16 protein-coding genes and 1 other RNA gene are annotated in these 18,398 nt (G+C 40.7%); 3 read left to right on the forward strand and 14 right to left on the reverse strand.

Features of this window, described 5'->3' with window-relative positions; all coding sequences use genetic code 11:
- Positions 1-349 precede the first annotated feature (349 nt).
- From ssrA to secG, 6 genes are all read right to left on the reverse strand, one after another.
- Positions 350-684, reverse strand: a transfer-messenger RNA (tmRNA) gene (ssrA, locus tag MLE14_RS13650).
- A gap of 122 nt (positions 685-806) precedes the next feature.
- Positions 807-1,271 carry an SsrA-binding protein SmpB gene (gene smpB / locus MLE14_RS13655; RefSeq protein ID WP_243298943.1) on the reverse strand — a complete coding sequence of 155 codons (465 nt, stop codon included), beginning with the start codon at positions 1,269-1,271 and terminating at the stop codon, positions 807-809.
- Positions 1,272-1,338: 67 nt separating this feature from the next.
- Complete coding sequence (locus MLE14_RS13660) at positions 1,339-1,989, reverse strand: CPBP family intramembrane glutamic endopeptidase (RefSeq protein WP_243298944.1); 651 nt, start codon at positions 1,987-1,989, stop codon at positions 1,339-1,341.
- Between the two features lie 306 nt (positions 1,990-2,295).
- A complete protein-coding gene (gene rnr / locus MLE14_RS13665; protein WP_243298961.1) occupies positions 2,296-4,602 on the reverse strand; it encodes a ribonuclease R in 2,307 nt (768 codons plus the stop codon).
- 63 nt (positions 4,603-4,665) lie between these two features.
- On the reverse strand, positions 4,666-5,412 hold the full coding sequence (locus MLE14_RS13670) for an alpha/beta hydrolase (RefSeq protein WP_243298945.1): 747 nt from the start codon (positions 5,410-5,412) through the stop codon (positions 4,666-4,668).
- Positions 5,413-6,054: 642 nt separating this feature from the next.
- Entirely contained in the window at positions 6,055-6,288 is a 234-nt protein-coding gene (secG, locus tag MLE14_RS13675; protein ID WP_243298946.1) for a preprotein translocase subunit SecG, read from the reverse strand.
- Positions 6,289-6,505: 217 nt separating this feature from the next.
- Between secG and MLE14_RS13680 the strand changes: the two genes are divergently transcribed.
- The gene (locus MLE14_RS13680) at positions 6,506-7,435 is read left to right on the forward strand and encodes an aldo/keto reductase (RefSeq protein ID WP_243298947.1); all 930 of its coding nucleotides are present in this window, start codon (positions 6,506-6,508) and stop codon (positions 7,433-7,435) included.
- A 315-nt stretch (positions 7,436-7,750) separates the two neighbouring features.
- Here MLE14_RS13680 and eno read toward each other — a convergent pair whose 3' ends face one another.
- The 8 genes from eno to rpoN all read right to left on the reverse strand — a co-directional run bounded on the left by eno (position 7,751) and on the right by rpoN (position 16,515).
- A complete protein-coding gene (gene eno, locus MLE14_RS13685; protein WP_243298949.1) occupies positions 7,751-9,040 on the reverse strand; it encodes a phosphopyruvate hydratase in 1,290 nt (429 codons plus the stop codon).
- Positions 9,041-9,052: 12 nt separating this feature from the next.
- On the reverse strand, positions 9,053-10,594 hold the full coding sequence (gene gpmI, locus MLE14_RS13690; RefSeq protein WP_243298950.1) for a 2,3-bisphosphoglycerate-independent phosphoglycerate mutase: 1,542 nt from the start codon (positions 10,592-10,594) through the stop codon (positions 9,053-9,055).
- The gene (gene tpiA / locus MLE14_RS13695; protein WP_243298951.1) at positions 10,587-11,348 is read right to left on the reverse strand and encodes a triose-phosphate isomerase; all 762 of its coding nucleotides are present in this window, start codon (positions 11,346-11,348) and stop codon (positions 10,587-10,589) included. The genes gpmI and tpiA overlap by 8 nt, the downstream gene beginning before the upstream one ends.
- A 15-nt stretch (positions 11,349-11,363) precedes the next feature.
- Positions 11,364-12,548, reverse strand: coding sequence for a phosphoglycerate kinase (locus tag MLE14_RS13700; protein WP_243298952.1), 1,185 nt, complete (start codon positions 12,546-12,548; stop codon positions 11,364-11,366).
- 197 nt (positions 12,549-12,745) lie between these two features.
- Positions 12,746-13,753 carry a type I glyceraldehyde-3-phosphate dehydrogenase gene (gene gap / locus MLE14_RS13705; RefSeq protein ID WP_243298953.1) on the reverse strand — a complete coding sequence of 336 codons (1,008 nt, stop codon included), beginning with the start codon at positions 13,751-13,753 and terminating at the stop codon, positions 12,746-12,748.
- 69 nt (positions 13,754-13,822) lie between these two features.
- A complete protein-coding gene (locus MLE14_RS13710; RefSeq protein ID WP_243298954.1) occupies positions 13,823-14,836 on the reverse strand; it encodes a sugar-binding transcriptional regulator in 1,014 nt (337 codons plus the stop codon).
- A gap of 135 nt (positions 14,837-14,971) precedes the next feature.
- Complete coding sequence (locus MLE14_RS13715) at positions 14,972-15,214, reverse strand: glutaredoxin family protein (protein ID WP_243298955.1); 243 nt, start codon at positions 15,212-15,214, stop codon at positions 14,972-14,974.
- Between the two features lie 20 nt (positions 15,215-15,234).
- Positions 15,235-16,515 carry an RNA polymerase factor sigma-54 gene (rpoN, locus tag MLE14_RS13720; RefSeq protein ID WP_243298956.1) on the reverse strand — a complete coding sequence of 427 codons (1,281 nt, stop codon included), beginning with the start codon at positions 16,513-16,515 and terminating at the stop codon, positions 15,235-15,237.
- Between the two features lie 243 nt (positions 16,516-16,758).
- On the opposite strand from rpoN, the gene MLE14_RS13725 reads away from it, so the two are divergent.
- Positions 16,759-17,376, forward strand: coding sequence for a flavin reductase family protein (locus tag MLE14_RS13725; RefSeq protein ID WP_243298957.1), 618 nt, complete (start codon positions 16,759-16,761; stop codon positions 17,374-17,376).
- Positions 17,377-17,632: 256 nt separating this feature from the next.
- Positions 17,633-17,947, forward strand: coding sequence for a hypothetical protein (locus MLE14_RS13730; RefSeq protein ID WP_243298958.1), 315 nt, complete (start codon positions 17,633-17,635; stop codon positions 17,945-17,947).
- Positions 17,948-18,398 lie beyond the last annotated feature (451 nt).

Raw genomic sequence — 18,398 nt, forward strand, 5'->3', positions numbered from 1 at the left:
CAACCAATCAAAAAGACCAGCTAAAATCTTAGCTGGTCTAAATCACCTATGTATGGTGGAGACGGTGGGACGTGCAATTCCATGCTTTCGCCATGGCACTGACTATATCTTGAACCTGATGATACGATCAGGTCCTCCGGCGTCTTATACAAAGTGTAAATTTACCTAATTCTAGGCAGAACTTTGTATCCTAGTACTACCCCAATCAAGTGGCAGCCTATAAGTCGATACACGGCTGTTGGATTACTCCACATACCGCTCGGCATTGCCTTATCGCATTTCGCGACTTAGGTTTCACCGATAAAGCCGGATTATCACTTGTGTGTTACCACACAAGGCGACTATTTACTAATCGAACCCACGTCCAAAGATATCGCCACTTAAGCGTCTACGAGCGTAGTCGGCATATTTCCGTTTCGCTACTTCTTATGCCTGCCGACAGGCGTCCGAGTAGCTAGTCTGTAAATCTCTTCCCTCATCCTCAGACGGCAGAATCAGGCGTATCCCACTCTAATGAACCCCAGTTCTCCACATGGGCGATGGAGAGTGGAGCAAGCTTAGGCTACTTACGCAGCAAAAGCTAAGTTGTTGTTTTGTTTGCCAGTTATATTTAACTTGACGTTGATGACGAGGACGATCCCCCCGGCTCGCAACTCAAGCTCGACTACCCCTGTCGAATCCGTAGCGTCCCCATATAAAATAGAGAAGTACAGGAATCCCGAGCAAACAGTTGCGTCATCTCTTTCGATGACAATATCTATTATAACATGCTTACATAATTACGCAAATGGTGGTTATTGACAGTCTTACCTTTGTCTTTCCTTAAAAGCACGCTCTATATCGCGCTTCGCTTCTTTACGTTTTAAGTCCTCGCGTTTATCGTAATTCTTTTTACCTTTCGCTAAACCTAACAATATTTTCGCATAGCCGTTTTTAATATAAAGCTTAACCGGAACCAAGGAATAGCCTTTTTCCTTTGTTTCACCGATCAGTTTACTAATTTCCTTTTTATGAAGCAGCAATTTACGGGTTCGCAAAGGATCGTGATTATACCGGTTTCCTTGCTCATAGGGGCTGATATGCATATTGAACAAAAAGACTTCCCCATTTTGGATTCTCGCAAAAGAATCCTTGAGGTTGACTCTCCCCGCACGGATCGACTTAATTTCGGTTCCTTGCAATACAATGCCTACTTCGTATGTTTCTTCTATAAAGTAATCATGATATGCTTTTTTATTCTGAGCAATCACTTTCCCTTGACCTTTTGGCATAAACGATTTCCTCCTCCAGCGTTACTATATTGTATCAAAAGGAGGAGTTGTACTCAATGATAAACAGTCACATTGTAGGAGGGATATAAAGATTTAAGAATGTAAAGACAGACAGGTTTCCGATATCCACTAAAAAGTGGGAAAAGATCGGCCATCGCAGGCTGCCAATTCTATAATAAGCATAGGACCATACAATTGACATAATCAACAGCGAAGCAAACAGCATATAACTGCGGTTAGCGATAGAAAAAATTCCCCAGAGTAACGGATGACTTACAATAAATAAAACGGTTGAATAAAGAATTTTGGTATGTATGGATGCGAAAGGAAGTTTATCTAACAGTAATCCACGCCAAAAGCCTTCTTCAAAAAACGGATTAACCAGTGCAAACAAAAGCCAGAATACCGTTACCGCGATTGACTCGCGAAGAAGACCCATATTTGTAAAAAGGATTGTTAACGGAAAAAGCCCCGCCAAAACGGTTCCAGCTTTCCATCCTGCGTGGCCACGAGCCTTAGAGAGCCACTTGGACCGTTCTTTCTTTGTCGTAAAAAAGTAAATAAATGCAAACATACTTCCCCAATAAAAAATGGCTACCGGAATCCACGCCCATTCCTGAATAAAGGTAGAAAAGATAAAAGAACTGCATGAACTGATTAAGACTACGATTACCGGTGCCCAGATTACAAGCTGACTATTTTTGATTTGTCCATCCATATATATCTCCTCTAAAATCGACAAATTTTTACTCATTTTTAAGTATAGCAAAGAGTAGATTGGAATGATTCTATTATTACGTAAATTTTAAGTTAAAAACAGGCTTTGACAAGCTGTATCAAAGGACCAATATTGATTGTTTGCTTAAAAATGGACACTGATATGCGGCATCATGGACCCATATTGGCTTGTGTGTTTAAAAACGGGCTCTAATAAGCAGCATCATGAACCAAAATTGAATTGTCTGCTTAAAAACGGGTACTGACAATATACTATAAAAAACAGCCTCTTCCTCTGAAGAGACTGTTATCTTCTTTTTTTCTTCTTAGTCCGCGCCGATTTAGGCACATTTTCGAAGTGCTTGCGCTTTTTCTTCGGTTTTCTTGTCGACCATTCGCCGCCATTTTCTCCTTTTGAAGATCCGCCATTTCTTGCCTCGGTAGCTTTCCTCTTAGGTTTGCCGGCATTCGCCCTCACAACTGTTGCTGCTGTTTTTCGTTCGCGTTTTCGCTCCTGCTTCATCCCGACAATTTCAAAATCAATCGATTGTTCATCTTTATCTACATTAATAACTTTTACAGTGATTTCATCCCCGATTTGATAAACCTTACCGGTTCTTTCCCCGATCATAGCATACTGACGCTGATCAAAACGGTAGTAATCGTCGGTCATATCACTAACATGAACTAATCCTTCAATCGTATTCGGAAGCTCGACAAACATACCAAAGTTGGTTACAGAGCTGATAATCCCTTCAAACTCTTCTCCAATTTTATCAAGCATATATTCTGCCTTCTTGAGAGAATCTGTATCTCTTTCAGCATCGACGGCTCTTCTTTCCATTTCAGAAGCATGCTTCGCAATCTCATCAAGCCGTGCCGCCCATTTAGCTTGGGTCGCCTCATCCATTTTTCCATCAATCAAATATTCCCGAATAAGTCGATGGACAATTAAGTCAGGATAGCGCCGAATCGGAGAGGTAAAGTGTGTATAAAAGTCAGTAGACAATCCAAAATGACCTAAACTTTCCGCGTCATATTTTGCCTGCTGCATGGAGCGCAGCATAACGGTGGATACAACCATTTCCTCTGGACGGCCCGCCACTGCTTCTAATATTTCTTGCAGGGCACGTGGATGAACTGAATTGGCTGTCCCTCTGACGACTAACCCAAAATTAGTGATAAACTCAAAGAAGCGATGAAGCTTCTCTTCTTTTGGATCTTCGTGAATCCGATACATAAACGGTACATCTAGCCAGTGAAAATGTTCAGCAATCGTTTCGTTTGCAGCTAGCATAAATTCTTCAATTAACCGCTCGGCCACCGAGCGCTCACGCAATACTACATCGGTTGGCTTCCCGTCTTCGTCAACTAAAACCTTGGCTTCTTTAAAATCAAAATCGATTGCACCGCGAGTCATCCGCTTATTCCGAAGAATCTCTGCCAGCTTTTCCATTTCCTCAAACATTGGAACCAATGCTTCATAGTTTTTGCGGGTTTCTTCATCTTTGTCCACTAAGATTTTATTAACATCCGCATAGGTCATTCTTTCCGTTGTTTTAATGACACTTTCAAAGATTTCATGCTTGACAACATGTCCAGATGAATCAATTTCCATTTCGCATGAAAGGGTAAAACGATTCACTTTTGGATTCAGTGAACAGATACCATTCGATAAACGGTGCGGAATCATTGGAATCACACGGTCTACCAAGTAAACACTAGTTCCCCGTTCAAACGCTTCACGGTCAATCGGAGACCCTTCTTTTACATAATGGCTAACATCCGCGATATGAACCCCTAATTTATAATTTCCGTTTTCTAATTTGGTAACAGTGACTGCATCATCTAAGTCTTTCGCATCTGCTCCATCAATTGTCACAATCATTTGATCACGGAGATCCCGTCTCTTGCCAATATCCGTTTCCTGAATTTCGTCAGGGATTTCCTCCGCTTGCTGGAGCACTTCATCCGGGAATTGAGTAGGGATCCCATGTTTATGAATAATTGATAAAATATCTACACCCGGATCATTTTTATGGCCAAGGATCTGAATGATTTCACCCTCAGCACTTTGTCTTCCCTCAGGATAAGCTGTAATTTTTACAACGACCTTATGCCCATCAACTGCCCCCATTGAGGCACCTTTCGGGATAAAAATATCGGTTGTAATTTTCTTATTGTCTGGGATGACAAATCCGAAATGTTTGCTGTCTGAATAAGTTCCGACAACTTCTTGAATACCCCGCTCAATTATTTTTACGATTGTTCCCTCTCGGCGATTGTCACCGCTTTGCTCATGAGTGACCCGAACCAGCACGGTATCTCCATGCATCGCTTGGTTTAATTCGGATGGAGGAATAAAGATATCATCCATTCCCTCTTCTTCGGGAGTGACAAAACCAAACCCTTTTTCATGGGCAATGAACTTTCCTCTTAAAAGATTCATCTTTTCCGGAATGCCATAACGGTTTGTCCGGGTTCGGACTATGTACCCCTTCTCTTCCATCAGAACCAGCGTTTTAACAAGTTCCTTAAACGAATCCGAATCTTCCATTTGTAAAAGCTCTTCTAATTCCTGAACCGTTAAAGGCTTATACGCCTCTTCTTTCATTATGGTTAATATTTGATCAACTAAGGGATGCTGTTCATTCAAATAAATCCCTCCTTCTTGTGTTTAAACAGTCCAATCTAGCTCCTCTAAAAACGCATAAATATCTTCATGGAGCTGCTCTTTTTCTTGATCTAATGTAATAACATGTCCTGAATACTCATACCATTTCATTTTCTTTTGCGGTGATTCCGCCTCATTATATATAATATTTGCACTATCCGGGTTAATCATGTTGTCATGTCTTGCCTGTACCACAAATAAAGGAGCATATGTAAGATCAACATGATCTCTGACATCTTGTATCAAACCTTGCAGTTCTTTCAGTGTTTTCATCGGCGTTTTTTTGAAATCTTCCATTTCTTTTTCAATAACTTCCTCAGACTTTCCCTCAAACCGCTTATATTCTCTAGCATAGTTAAGGACACCTTCGTACATCACGACTTCGTCTTTTAAATACATCGGGGCACACATTGGAATAATACCCTTCACAGGCACAGTATAACCAAGTTTAAGGGAGAACACCCCTCCCAATGATAATCCCGCTACCGCAATTTCCTCATAACCAAGCGATTTTAAATGGTCATACCCCATCATTACGTCCTTCCACCAATCTTTCGGACCTGTATGGACTAATTCTTCAGGTGGAACACCATGTCCTTTATATTGAGGGGCGTGAGACGTGTAACCCTTTTTCTCTAAAAAACGCCCAAGCATGCGAACATCAGCTGAACTGCCTGTAAAGCCATGCAGCAATAGGACTGCTCGCTTTCCTGCCTCGAACGTAAATGGTTTTGGTGGTTTCACTTTCATATGCAGAATCTCCTTTTTTCATACTATGTATAGTTTTATCAGATAGGAGGGCCGTCATCCAGTATTTTGGGTTGGAAGCCGAAGCTAGTACGTTTGGCAGCGAAAGATGCAGGTATATATTTATATGGCTGTTGAATTCCGTTATCGGTTCGCTGAGTTCGGTCACCTGTCCCCTTGTGTTCGGTCACCGGTTCCTTGAGTTCGGTTATCTGCCCCTGTGTTCGGTTACCGGTTCTCTGAGTTTTGTCATCCGCCCCCTATGTTCGGTTACCGGTTCCTTGAGTTCTGTCATCCGCCCCCTGTGTTCGGTTACCGGTTCCTTGAGTTCGCTTATCTGCCCCTGTGTTCGGTTACCGGTTCGCTGAGTTCGGTTATCTGCCCCTGTGTTCGGTTACCGATTCTCTGAGTTCGGTTAAATCTCCTCTGAGTTCGGTTATTTTTCCCAGAGTTCTTTAATCCGCTCCTGAATTCAGTTATTTTTCATCCTACAGCCGTTATTTCTCCCAATTTTGGCTGATCTAATAAATTCCCCTAAATTTCCAAACCCCATATGATTTCCGATATTTTTTCCTCTGTAAGTTCCTATATCAAACGGCCTTAAGCACGAAAAAACCTGACCGCATCGGTCAGGTAAACATGTACTTATAGTTGGAAGTAAGATACTAAAATCGTAAGCACAAACAATAATACAGATAAAACAACCGTAATTCGGTGTAAAACTAAATCAATCCCACGCGCCTTTTGTTTTCCAAAAAGCTGTTCAGCACCGCCGGAGATGGCACCTGAAAGACCTGCGCTTTTACCGGATTGTAACAACACGACTGCAATTAAAGCAATACAGTTAATAACTAATAATGTAACCAAGAATGCATGCATCCTTGCCCACCTCCTAATACGAACATACAGTATCTTTAATGTACCATAAATTTTCAGGTGACACAATAAAAATTAAGGCAAGCGTAATCCATCCATACATTATACCTGCTTCAATAGCTATCTAAACATATTCACTCTTCTCAAGCTTAAATGTTTGTTACTTCACAAAATTATTTGTTACTATTTTTATACAATTTAAAAGAGGAGATGATGGAAATTGACTAAGTTAGCAAGGCTCGGAAAAACGGATTTACTTGTGAATCCAATCGGTTTGGGCACGAATGCGGTTGGTGGCCATAATTTGTATCCAAACCTTGATGAAGAGACAGGAAAAGAATTGGTCAGAACTGCTTTGCATCATGGAGTAAATTTTTTAGACACTGCTTTTATCTATGGACCGAAACGGTCAGAAGAGTTAATAGGAGAGGTTTTAAAAGAAAGAAATCGCTCTGAAGTGATAGTAGCAACTAAAGGATCTCATAAATTTGCCGGGGATAAAGTTGTTCACGACAACTCTCCTGCATTCTTAAAACAACAGGTAGAAAATAGTTTAAAACGACTGCAAACCGATTACATAGATTTGTACTATATTCATTTCCCGGACCAGGACACGCCAAAGGATGAAGCAGTCGGAGCCTTAAAGCAGCTGAAGGATGAGGGCAAAATAAGAGCAATTGGGGTTTCCAATTTTTCCATTGATCAATTAAAGGAAGCAAATAAAGATGGATATGTAGATGTCTATCAGGGAGAATATAATCTTCTAAACCGGAGTGCTGAAAAAGACCTGCTCCCTTACACAGCTGAGCACAACATTAGTTTTATTCCCTATTTCCCATTAGTATCAGGTTTACTTGCAGGAAAATACACAAAAGATACAGTATTTAACGATCTGCGGGCACGAAATCCTCATTTTCAAGGGGAAGCGTTTGTGCGAAATCTAGAAAAGGTCGATCAGCTCCGCCCGATTGCTGAAGCGAAGAATACTGATGTCGCGCATGTTGTTCTGGCATGGTATTTAACGAGAGATTCAATTGATGCTCTGATTCCGGGTGCGAAAAAACCGGAGCAAGTCTTAAGTAACTTAAAAACTCTTGAGGTACAGTTAACACAAGCAGAAATCGATGAAATTGACCGGTTATTTTCATAAACTTAAGAGAACCAATCAACGGGGTCTAAAATACTGCATCCTTTAAGGACACTAGATCCGATATTAGTGAAAAAAAAAGCAGATTTCTAAATTTATAGGACACTTCTTCCGTTATATCCCTAAATCACCCCATTTGTTGCTGTTTATAGTCAAATAATGGATTATATGTCCTTTGTGTTCAGTAAATAGCGGTTTTTAATGAAATAACGGATTCTATATCTGCCAAAACAAATCTCAGGGGCCAGCACATGGACACCTCGATATTCGCTGTAAAAAAATGGTTGATCCTTAATTAGGACCAACCATTTTATTTTCTTATCTTAAATTATAGAATGCTTTGATTCCTAAATATTGTGCTGTTTCATCCAATGTATCTTCAATACGAAGCAATTGGTTGTATTTCGCAACACGGTCTGTACGGGATGGTGCACCCGTTTTAATTTGTCCCGCATTTGTTGCAACAGCGATGTCTGCAATCGTGCTGTCTTCTGTTTCACCAGAGCGGTGGGAGATAACCGCAGTATATCCAGCGCGTTTAGCCATTTCAATTGCATCAAAAGTTTCTGTTAATGTACCAATTTGGTTGACTTTAATTAAGATTGAGTTTCCAACACCCTGCTCGATTCCCTGAGCCAGCTTCTTCGTATTCGTAACAAACAAATCGTCACCGACTAATTGAACACGATCACCAATACGTTCGGTTAACAGCTTATGACCAGCCCAGTCATTTTCGTCTAAACCATCTTCAATAGATATGATCGGATATTTAGAAACCAGCTCTTCATACCAGGCAACCATTTCTTCAGAAGTTTTGACAACCCCTTCACCGGCAAGGTGATATTTTCCGTCTTCTTTGCTGTAAAGTTCAGATGAAGCAACGTCCATTGCTAATTTTACTTGTTCACCTGGTTTATAACCGGCTTTTTCAATGGCTTCAATGATCGTTTGTAACGCTTCTTCATTGGATTTAAGGTTTGGAGCAAATCCGCCTTCATCTCCAACAGCAGTGTTTAAGCCTTTGGCTTTTAAAACGGATTTTAAGCTATGGAAAATTTCTGCACCCATGCGAAGTGCTTCACTGAAGCTTTCAGCACCAACGGGCATAACCATAAATTCTTGAATGTCTACGTTGTTGTCTGCGTGAGCACCGCCATTTAGGATGTTCATCATTGGAACTGGAAGCTGCTTCGCATTGAATCCGCCAAGATATTGATACAGTTCAACACCAAGATAATCTGCAGCAGCGCGAGCGCATGCCATGGATACACCTAATATCGCATTAGCGCCTAGTTTTCCTTTGTTTTCAGTTCCATCTAATTCAATGAGGGCTTTGTCAATTGCCACTTGGTTTAACACGTTAAAGCCTTCTAATTCAGGAGCGATCACTTCATTTACATTTTGAACCGCTTGAAGAACTCCTTTCCCTAGATAACGGCTTTTATCACCGTCACGAAGCTCAACCGCTTCATATTCACCAGTAGAAGCACCGCTTGGAACGAGTGCGCGGCCAAAAGCTCCAGAATCTGTATACACTTCTACTTCAACAGTTGGATTTCCACGAGAATCAAGTACTTCACGAGCATAAATGTCTGCAATAAATGGCATTAGAATCTCTCCTTATTTTGATTGAATTAATGTTTTTCCTGTCATTTCTTTTGGCTGTTCGACCTGTAATAAATCTAGCATAGTTGGTGCTAAATCACCTAATATTCCGCCATCGCGTAGGGTAATTCCTTTCTTGGTAACAATGACTGGCACAGGATTGGTAGTATGTGCCGTCATCGGCGTCCCTTCTGGTGTGATGACTTCATCTGCATTACCGTGGTCTGCCGTAATGATGGCCGTTCCGCCTTTACTTAAAATTAAATCAACCACTTTGCCTAAGCATTCATCTACTGCTTCCACTGCTTTAATGGTCGGCTCAAGCATTCCGGAATGCCCTACCATGTCGGGATTGGCAAAGTTTAGGATAATGGCATCAAATTTATCCTGATTAATCTCATTTAGCAATGCTTCCGTTACTTCATAGGCACTCATCTCAGGCTTTAAATCATAAGTGGCTACCTTCGGACTATTTATAAGTATTCTTTCTTCTCCTGGGAACTCATTTTCCCGGCCGCCGCTCATAAAGAAGGTAACATGCGGGTATTTTTCAGTCTCAGCAATTCGCAACTGGGTTAAGTTATTTTGGGAAAGCACTTCCCCTAAGGTGTTATCCATGCTGACTGGTTTAAAGGCCACATAGCCGTCAACCGTTTCACTAAAATGAGTTAAGCACACAAAGTATAGGTTTTTTGGATGTTTTGGCCCTCGATCAAAAGAACGGAAATCTTGATTGGTAAAGGTATTTGAAATTTGAATCGCCCTGTCAGGACGGAAGTTATAGAAGATTACCGCATCATTGTCTTTAATCGTAGCTACGGGCTCGCCATTTTCCTTTACAATTACTGATGGTATTACAAATTCATCATAGATTTCATTTTTGTAGGAATCATCGACACATGCGATAGGGTCTGTGTAGGTTGGACCTTCGCCGTAAACCATCGCCCTGTAGGATTTTTCAACACGTTCCCAGCGTTGATCACGGTCCATGGAATAGTATCTTCCGGCAATCGTTGCAAATTGGCCAACCCCGTATTCCCTGATTTTTTCTTGGGTTTGTTCAATAAACGTTTTGGCTGTTTGCGGACCTACGTCACGGCCGTCTAATATGCCATGAATATATACATTTTCAACACCTTGATCTGCTGCTAGCTTAAGAAGTGCGAATAGGTGATTGATATGGCTATGTACCCCTCCGCTAGACAATAAACCAAAGATGTGAAGATTGGTACCCTTTTCTTTCACATGCTGGATGGCACCAAGGAAGGTTTCATTTTTGGCAAACTCTCCTTCTCTGATGGCGACATTAACCCTCGTTAGACTTTGATAGACAATTCTCCCGGCCCCGATATTTAAATGACCTACTTCCGAGTTTCCCATTTGTCCTTCTGGCAAGCCTACTGCTTCACCGCTTGCTTTTAGTGTATTATGAGGGAACTCATTCCAATAGCGGTCAAAATTGGGCTTTTTGGCTTGAGCAACTGCATTCCCTTTCGTTTCCTCACGCAAGCCAAATCCATCTAAGATAATTAAAGCAACTGGAGCTTGTTTACTCATTAGAACCTGCCTCCAGTAACTGCAGGAAGGATTGGGCTTCCAGACTTGCACCGCCAACTAATGCCCCGTCAATATCTGACATGCTCATTAGCTCTTTGATGTTAGCGGGTTTTACACTGCCGCCATATTGGATTCGAACAGCTTCTGCAACATCATTTGAAAATTGATTGGCAATTGTTGTTCGAATATGGGCACATACCTCGTTCGCATCTTCTGCCGTGGACGTTTTGCCTGTCCCAATTGCCCAGATTGGTTCATACGCAATAACAGTTTCCTTTACCTGATCGCCCGTTAACCCTTCTAAGGCTTGTTTGACCTGAGAAGCTACAAGATCTTTAGTTTCACCATTTTCACGCTGTTCCAGCGTTTCACCGACACAAATGATTGGTGTGAGTCCGTGTTTAAAAGCGGCGAGAGCCTTTTTATTGACGCTTTCGTCAGTTTCATTAAACATTTCACGGCGTTCAGAGTGACCGATAATAACATACTGAACACCAAGATCCTTTAGCGCGACTGGGCTTATTTCGCCTGTAAAAGCTCCCTGATCCTCAAAGTGCATGTTTTGTGCGCCTACTTTAAGATTAGTGTCCTTTGCAAGCTCTGCTAATTGTCCTAAAAATAGTGCAGGTGCACAAACGACTGAATCAACAACATCTGAATCAGGAATTAAACTTTTGACTTCGTTAAAAAAGCTCAGAGCTTCAGGTAAGGTTTTATGCATCTTCCAGTTTCCTGCGATGATGGGTTTGCGCATATCAACCATCCTCTCCTATTTATTGTTAAGTGCTACGACTCCAGGAAGTTCTTTTCCTTCCATAAATTCTAGTGAAGCACCACCGCCAGTAGAAATATGAGACATTTGCTCGGCGAGGTTAAACTTTTCTACAGCTGCTGCTGAGTCTCCGCCGCCAATAATAGTTGTTGTATCCTTCGCATTGGCAAGAGCTTGAGCTACAGCCTTCGTGCCATTGGCAAATAAATCAAGTTCAAATACACCCATTGGTCCATTCCAAATCACAAGCTTCGAATCCTCTACTACGTTTTTATAAAGCTCGCGCGTTTTAGGTCCAATATCGAGTGCTTCCCAATCAGCTGGGATTTCCTCAATCGACACTTCTTTTGTGTTAGCATTATTAGAAAAATCATCAGCTACAATGACATCGACTGGCAGAACAAAGTTCACACCATTTTTCTCTGCCTTTTCCATAAAGGATTTGGCTAGGTCGATTTTGTCTTCCTCTAAGAGAGATTTTCCAATTTCATATCCCTTTGCTTTAATAAACGTATAAGCCAAACCGCCGCCAATAATAAGGTTATCCACCTTATCCAGGAGATGATCAATGACTCCGATTTTATCTTTAACCTTTGCACCGCCAATAATCGCAGTAAACGGACGATCAGGATTTTCAAGGGCTTTTCCAAGAATCTCAATTTCTTTTTCCATTAAAAATCCTGCTACCGCTGGCAGGTGATGGGCAATTCCTTCGGTTGAGGCATGAGCACGGTGAGCTGCACCAAAAGCATCATTGACATATACATCAGCCATTTCGGCAAAAGCCTTTGCCAGTGCCGGATCATTTTTTTCTTCGCCTTTTTCAAAACGGACATTTTCCAATAATAGAACATCGCCCGCTGATAAGCTTTCAACTAATGCTTGTGCGGAAGGTCCCACAACATCATCCGCTTTCTTCACTTCTTTTCCGATCAGCTCAGATAAGCGTTCAGCTACAGGTGTCAGGCGCAGCTCTTCAACCACTTCTCCCTTCGGCCGACCAAGGTGACTGGCCAAAATTACTTTTGCGCCCTGCTCTTTTAAATATTGAATAGTAGGAAGAGCCGCTTGTATTCTCGTTTCATCGGTAATCTTCCCATCCTTCAGCGGGACATTAAAATCAACGCGGCAAAAGACGCGTTTTCCTTTAACATCAATATCTTTTAGGGTCTTTTTATTCATAGGCAGTGACCTCCATCGTGGCAAATTTTTCATTCCTATTTTAACTGATTCTTTATGTAAAGAGGAAATTTTCATAAAGAAAACTTGGCTAGTGCCCAGCTTTTATGCGCAGGCACTTGCCTATTTGCACTTATACTTTCTTAGAGTGCAAGAAAAAAGAGCAAAGGGACCAGGCCCCTGCTCCCTTCCATTCTCTCTTATAATCCTTGTTTCCCAATATAATCAGCTAGGTCAACGACACGGTTAGAGTAACCAGTTTCATTATCGTACCAAGAAATGACTTTCACCATATTATCTTCTAATACCATAGTAGATAAGGCATCAATGGTTGAAGATGCTTTGCTGCCATTATAATCTCTTGAAACAAGCGGCTCTTCAGAGTACGCTAAAATTCCTTTTAGCTCTCCTTCCGCTGCTTCTTTTAGAGCTGCGTTTACTTCATCAGCTGTTACTGTTTTTTCTAATTCAGCCACAAGGTCAACCACAGAAACGTTAGGTGTAGGAACACGCATTGCCATTCCGTTTAATTTACCTTTTAACTCAGGTAAAACAAGTGCAACTGCTTTTGCAGCTCCAGTTGTAGTTGGAATGATAGATTCTGCTGCTGCACGAGCACGGCGATAATCTTTGTGCGGTAAATCTAAAATTTGCTGATCGTTTGTATAGGCGTGAACAGTTGTCATCATTCCGCGCTTAATTCCAAATTTTTCGTTCAATACTTTAGCGAAAGGAGCTAAGCAGTTTGTTGTACATGATGCATTTGAAATAACGTGATGATTAGCCGGATCATATTTATCTTCGTTAACACCCATAACAATGGTAATATCTTCTTCGTTTGCCGGAGCTGAAATAATAACCTTCTTAGCTCCTGCTTCTAAGTGTTTAGCAGCATCTGCACGTTTTGTAAAACGTCCTGTAGACTCTACGACTACCTCAACGCCTAGGTCGCCCCAGCCAAGCTGAGCAGGGTCACGTTCAGCTAATACTTTAACACGGTGTCCTCCAACTACAAGATAATCACCATCAACTGATACAGTTTGCGGAAGAGTTCCGTGAACAGAATCATATTGAAGCAAATGAGCCAACATATTGGCATCAGTTAAATCATTAACTGCTACAACCTCTACATTTGGATTCTCAAGAGCTGCACGAAAAACATTTCGTCCGATACGGCCAAAACCGTTAATACCTACTTTTACTGCCATGAATAGTTCCTCCTTTTTTTAAAAAACAGCTTGTATATAAGGGGTGACTTTTAAATGACCCTTATTTCTTTATAGTTCGTATGCACATGCTTCATCCGTAATTAATATCGTTGAGGATGGCGCCTGATTCATATAGGCACGAATCGCTTTGGCCTTTGACGCACCGCCCGCAACTGCAATTACATTTGGGATGTTCTCTAAATCTTCTAATTGAATTCCAATAGTCTGTACCTTGTGAACAACTTCACCATGTTCATTAAAATAATATCCAAAAGCCTCTCCAACAGCTTTCCCATTTAAGATTTTATTAAAATCTTCTTCTGGAGTTTTTCTTCTTTTCGCCATTGTGACCGCGTCTCCAATTCCATGGAGAACGATATTTGCCCTTTGAATTAAGGATAAAACCTCACTGACTTGTGGTTCATTTACCATTTTTTCATATACATCAGGGCTTAGCTGATCCGGTACATAAAGCACCTTATATTTCGCTTCGGCTTTTTGAGCCATCATTGAGCAAATCGTGTTTGCCTGATTTTGTATATCTTCACCGATTCCCCCGCGAGCCGGAACAAAAAGAATGTCTTTATCAGTAAACTCGGGAGTGATCATTTCGGCTACTTTGGCCATGGTCGTACCACCAGTCACAGCGATGATATTTTTTCCCAAAAGGTGGTCGTTCATACAATTTGCACAGGTTCTTCCCAACTCATTTTTTATCCAAGGTGACTCATCACTATTTCCGGGTACAATAATCACATCTTGGATTTTCCAGCGTTCTCGGATTTTTTGTTTGAGACGGTCAATTCCCGAAACTTCTTCCATCATCAAATTTAAATCCCGAATCACTTCGGTACCGCTCGATGTGATTAACATGCCGCTGGTTGTCACTTCTATCAGCCCTTGCTTTTTCAGCAAATCGACTTCAGACCGCAATACACGTTCTGTCAGTCCAAGACTTTGAGCTAAACTTCTTCTGCCGACCGGCTGCATCCGATTTATGTACTTCAGAATGTGATATCGTCTCTCAATAGTCGGCATTAAATCAGGCAAAAGCTTTTGCATGGTGTGAAGCTGATTTGTCATTCGTTCACCTCATAACGACAAGTGGTCAAAAAATGTCCCGCATAGACATATTATGTCCCACTGACTCCAAAAAAAATCACCCCTTGTGACAGTTTCATTTTAACAGGGGGACATGTTGAATGCAACTATTTCAGTTTATTTTTCAGAAATTAGGCTTTCTCTAAGACTCACGTAATCAATTTGTCCATACTGAACCTCAACGCCATCAATCTTGATCACAGGAATTTTCAATCCATATTCTTCAACCAAGTAATCGTCTGATTCAATATCAATTTCTTCTATGTTAAATGGGATCTCTTCCTGTAAAAGCTCTAAAATTGTTTTTGCATCTCGGCAAAGTCCACATCTCTCTCTTGTATAAAACTGAACGGTCTTCACGTAGGATTGTCCCTTTCTCTCTATATGAATTTTTTTCGTTTTATCGAAGGCAGAATGCCAAGCTGATCCCGGTATTTTGCGACCGTTCTCCTTGAAATCGCAACAGATTGGCAGCCTAACTGGTCAGCAATTTGCTGATCAGATAACGGATTTAGTTTATCCTCTTTTTCCACGATTTGCAAAATCATTTGCTTCACTTTTTCAGCACTTAGTTCTTCATTCTGGTCAGAAAGCCTTGCAGAAAATAAAGATTTTAAGTGAATCGTTCCATGTGGGGTCTGGATATACTTTTCTCTCACTGCCCGGCTCACAGTCGATTCATGGATATTCAACTCTTCTGCAATTTCCCGCATCGTAAGCGGCTGAATTGACGAACGGCCGTTTTTTAAGAAGGCCTCTTGTCTTTTTAAAATAGCTAATATAATCCTCTTAAGATTCGATTTCCGTGATTCCATGCTTTTTACTAACCATCGAAAATCAGATAGGTTTCTTTTTAAATAGTCCTGAACCGAGGAGTCACGATTTTCAATTAATCTTTGATAATAGTTGATTTCCAACTGCACCTTTGGCAGATGATCCTCAACAAATCGAATCGTCCAGTCGCCATTTTCCATTGTTACGACACAGTCTGGCGTTACATAATCCGAAATCCCTTTGCCAAAGCGGCTGCCTGGTTTCGGATCGAGTGTTGCTATTTTGTCTGCCAGCTCCTGAATCTCTCCGATGGGGATATTTAGCTTTTGGCTGATTGAGGACCACTTCTTGTGAGCAAATAATTCAAAATGAGTTTCAATCAGTTCTATTTCATGAGAAGCGAATCCTCGCTTTTTCATTTGCAGCACTATGCATTCCTGGAGGTTTCGTGCACCAACGCCGGCAGGTTCCAAACCTTGCAGGATTGATAAGTAATAATCCCATTCCTCTACTCTCATAGATGGGTAAGTTTCCAAAACATCATTATATGAAATAGTTAGATAACCATTCTCGTCTAAACAATGAATAAGATAAACCACTCTGCTTTTAACAATTGGAGATAGCTTCTGATACGAAAGCTGCTGAATGAGGGAATCAGCTAATGAAGTTTCAGAACAGCAAATTTGTTCAATCCAAGTTTTTGAATCCTTACTGAATGTGTTTTTTTTCGGAGAAATGAGTTTAATCAAAGGGTTTTCAAGGGCTTTTTCTTCTAAAAATTCAATCAGCTCTTGGGAAGAAAATTGAAGCAGTTCGATGGCTTGTCGTAACTCGTGTGTCATCGCTAGTTTTACAGATTGTGTTTGAACGAGATTAGACTTGATCATGGATTTCCGCCTCCCTTTTTATATTATACATGACATTCATGTAAGCGCATACAAAAATAAATAGTAATGCTGTAAAACGTTAAATGAATAGGGGCTTTCTTGTTACTGAATTTTATTTCAGAAAAGCCAAGTGTATGAATGATCAGACTTATTTAGTGAGTTAAAGGAATCCATATTTCGATGAAAGTGGAAGTTTCTATAAACTACAATAAGATGGATGAAAGAAAAGGAGGAAAACATACAATGATAGGTCAAAGTTGTAAAACCCAAGAAATCAAACCAAAAATTTTGTATTATGGAACACCAGTGATTCTGTTAAATACGCTGAATGAGGACGGTACGGTCAATATAAGTCCCATATCATCCTCCTTTGCGTTAGGAGATCATATCATTTTGGGATTAGGTTTAGGAGGAAAAGCAATTGAGAATCTTGAGAGACATCCAGAATGTGTCATCAATATTCCCAATCCGGACCTTTGGGAGAACGTTGAGCGACTCGCCCCTTTTACTGGAAAAAACCCTGTCCCCGACTACAAAAAAGAGCACGGCTTTTTATTTCAAAAGGATAAGTATCTCACAAGCGGGTTATCTCCTATTGAATCAATATCTGTAAAACCATCCAGAATTCAGGAGTGTCCTTTGCAGATTGAAGCAAAGGTTCAGCATATTCGAACTCCAGAGTATTCATCAATTTTTGCAATTGTTGAAACTCAAGCTCTCCATGTACATGCTCATGAGGACATTATTCTGAGTGAAAATTATGTGGATCCGAGGAAGTGGAGTCCGCTCATCTATAACTTTCGGCACTATTTTAGTTTAGGGAAAGAACTTGGTAAGACATTTCGTGCCGAGACACTATAAAATGGTGTTAGCTTCAATTAAATAAAAAAGGAACAGCACTCTGCTTCGGGTTTTCGAAATCAGCAGCTGTACATTGTGACTCTATCTTTATTTTATCAAGATTAATAATGGGTATTTGAATTACAAGAATAAGTTCTTTTAGAATATGCCCTTTTTTCTGTCTTAATTTCCACGAATCAATCAGAAAATTTGTCCATACAACGATTTTCTTAGTGAATATATATAAAGTAGCTAAACGGAAAAGGAGTGAAGTGCTGTGGGATTGTTTTCAGGATTTAGAAAAGGTAATGGAAACGGTGATTCTGAAGCTGATAGCCGTGCAAGAGCAGATGCTGATTTGAACTTCGAAAGTGATATTGACAACGAATTAGATAACGAAAATGAAAGCAGAAACCGCAACAATAACCGAAATGTTAATATCGCTAAAGTGAAAGACAGCGGAAACTCTGATTTAGATATTCGGATCAATGTTGATGCAAGAACAGTTGCGCGCGTACGCACACGTGCTGAAGCAGATCAGGATCAAGAACAAAGTCAAGATCAGGATTTTGATGTGGATATTGAAAATTAAAAAATGGTGGTGGGTCGGTGTACAAGCCCACCTCGGAAGTGGCTGCTATGGCAGCATTCCCTATAAGCTGTTATCTTGCAAGCACAAATGACATTTGTTCAAATGCTTGGTGGTGCATTGCTTTTAGGCTCAACATTTGTTAGCTAAAATCAATCAATCAAATTTTCAAAGCGATTATAGATAAAACCAACTAAATAACGTACAAAACAGTGGGAATCATTCGTTTCCCACTGTTTTGTATTTTAGAGTGTTTTTAGATTAAAAGTCTAATTCTTATGGATTTTACAATATTATTTTCTATATCCCTTTTAAAAACTTCCCTTGAGTCGAGTAGAAGAGAACCTCTCTACCTCTCGGTAGATTGTATTCTCCCCCCTCACAGAACCGTGCTTGCGCTACTCACGCACACGGCTCCTCCTAGTTATCATTCACAAAATGTAGCTTAGCTCTT

Source organism: Bacillus litorisediminis, assembly GCF_022808645.1.
Lineage (GTDB): Bacteria > Bacillota > Bacilli > Bacillales > JC228 > Bacillus_BF > Bacillus_BF litorisediminis.

Bases quoted from the DNA above. Each gene is read 5' to 3' on its own strand.
- smpB (WP_243298943.1), bottom strand. From the start codon at position 1,271: ATGCCAAAAGGTCAAGGGAAAGTGATTGCTCAGAATAAAAAAGCATAT.
- MLE14_RS13660 (WP_243298944.1), bottom strand. From the start codon at position 1,989: ATGGATGGACAAATCAAAAATAGTCAGCTTGTAATCTGGGCACCGGTA.
- rnr (WP_243298961.1), bottom strand. From the start codon at position 4,602: ATGAAAGAAGAGGCGTATAAGCCTTTAACGGTTCAGGAATTAGAAGAG.
- MLE14_RS13670 (WP_243298945.1), bottom strand. From the start codon at position 5,412: ATGAAAGTGAAACCACCAAAACCATTTACGTTCGAGGCAGGAAAGCGA.
- secG (WP_243298946.1), bottom strand. From the start codon at position 6,288: ATGCATGCATTCTTGGTTACATTATTAGTTATTAACTGTATTGCTTTA.
- eno (WP_243298949.1), bottom strand. From the start codon at position 9,040: ATGCCATTTATTGCAGACATTTATGCTCGTGAAGTACTTGATTCTCGT.
- gpmI (WP_243298950.1), bottom strand. From the start codon at position 10,594: ATGAGTAAACAAGCTCCAGTTGCTTTAATTATCTTAGATGGATTTGGC.
- tpiA (WP_243298951.1), bottom strand. From the start codon at position 11,348: ATGCGCAAACCCATCATCGCAGGAAACTGGAAGATGCATAAAACCTTA.
- MLE14_RS13700 (WP_243298952.1), bottom strand. From the start codon at position 12,548: ATGAATAAAAAGACCCTAAAAGATATTGATGTTAAAGGAAAACGCGTC.
- gap (WP_243298953.1), bottom strand. From the start codon at position 13,753: ATGGCAGTAAAAGTAGGTATTAACGGTTTTGGCCGTATCGGACGAAAT.
- MLE14_RS13710 (WP_243298954.1), bottom strand. From the start codon at position 14,836: ATGACAAATCAGCTTCACACCATGCAAAAGCTTTTGCCTGATTTAATG.
- rpoN (WP_243298956.1), bottom strand. From the start codon at position 16,515: ATGATCAAGTCTAATCTCGTTCAAACACAATCTGTAAAACTAGCGATG.
- MLE14_RS13725 (WP_243298957.1), top strand. From the start codon at position 16,759: ATGATAGGTCAAAGTTGTAAAACCCAAGAAATCAAACCAAAAATTTTG.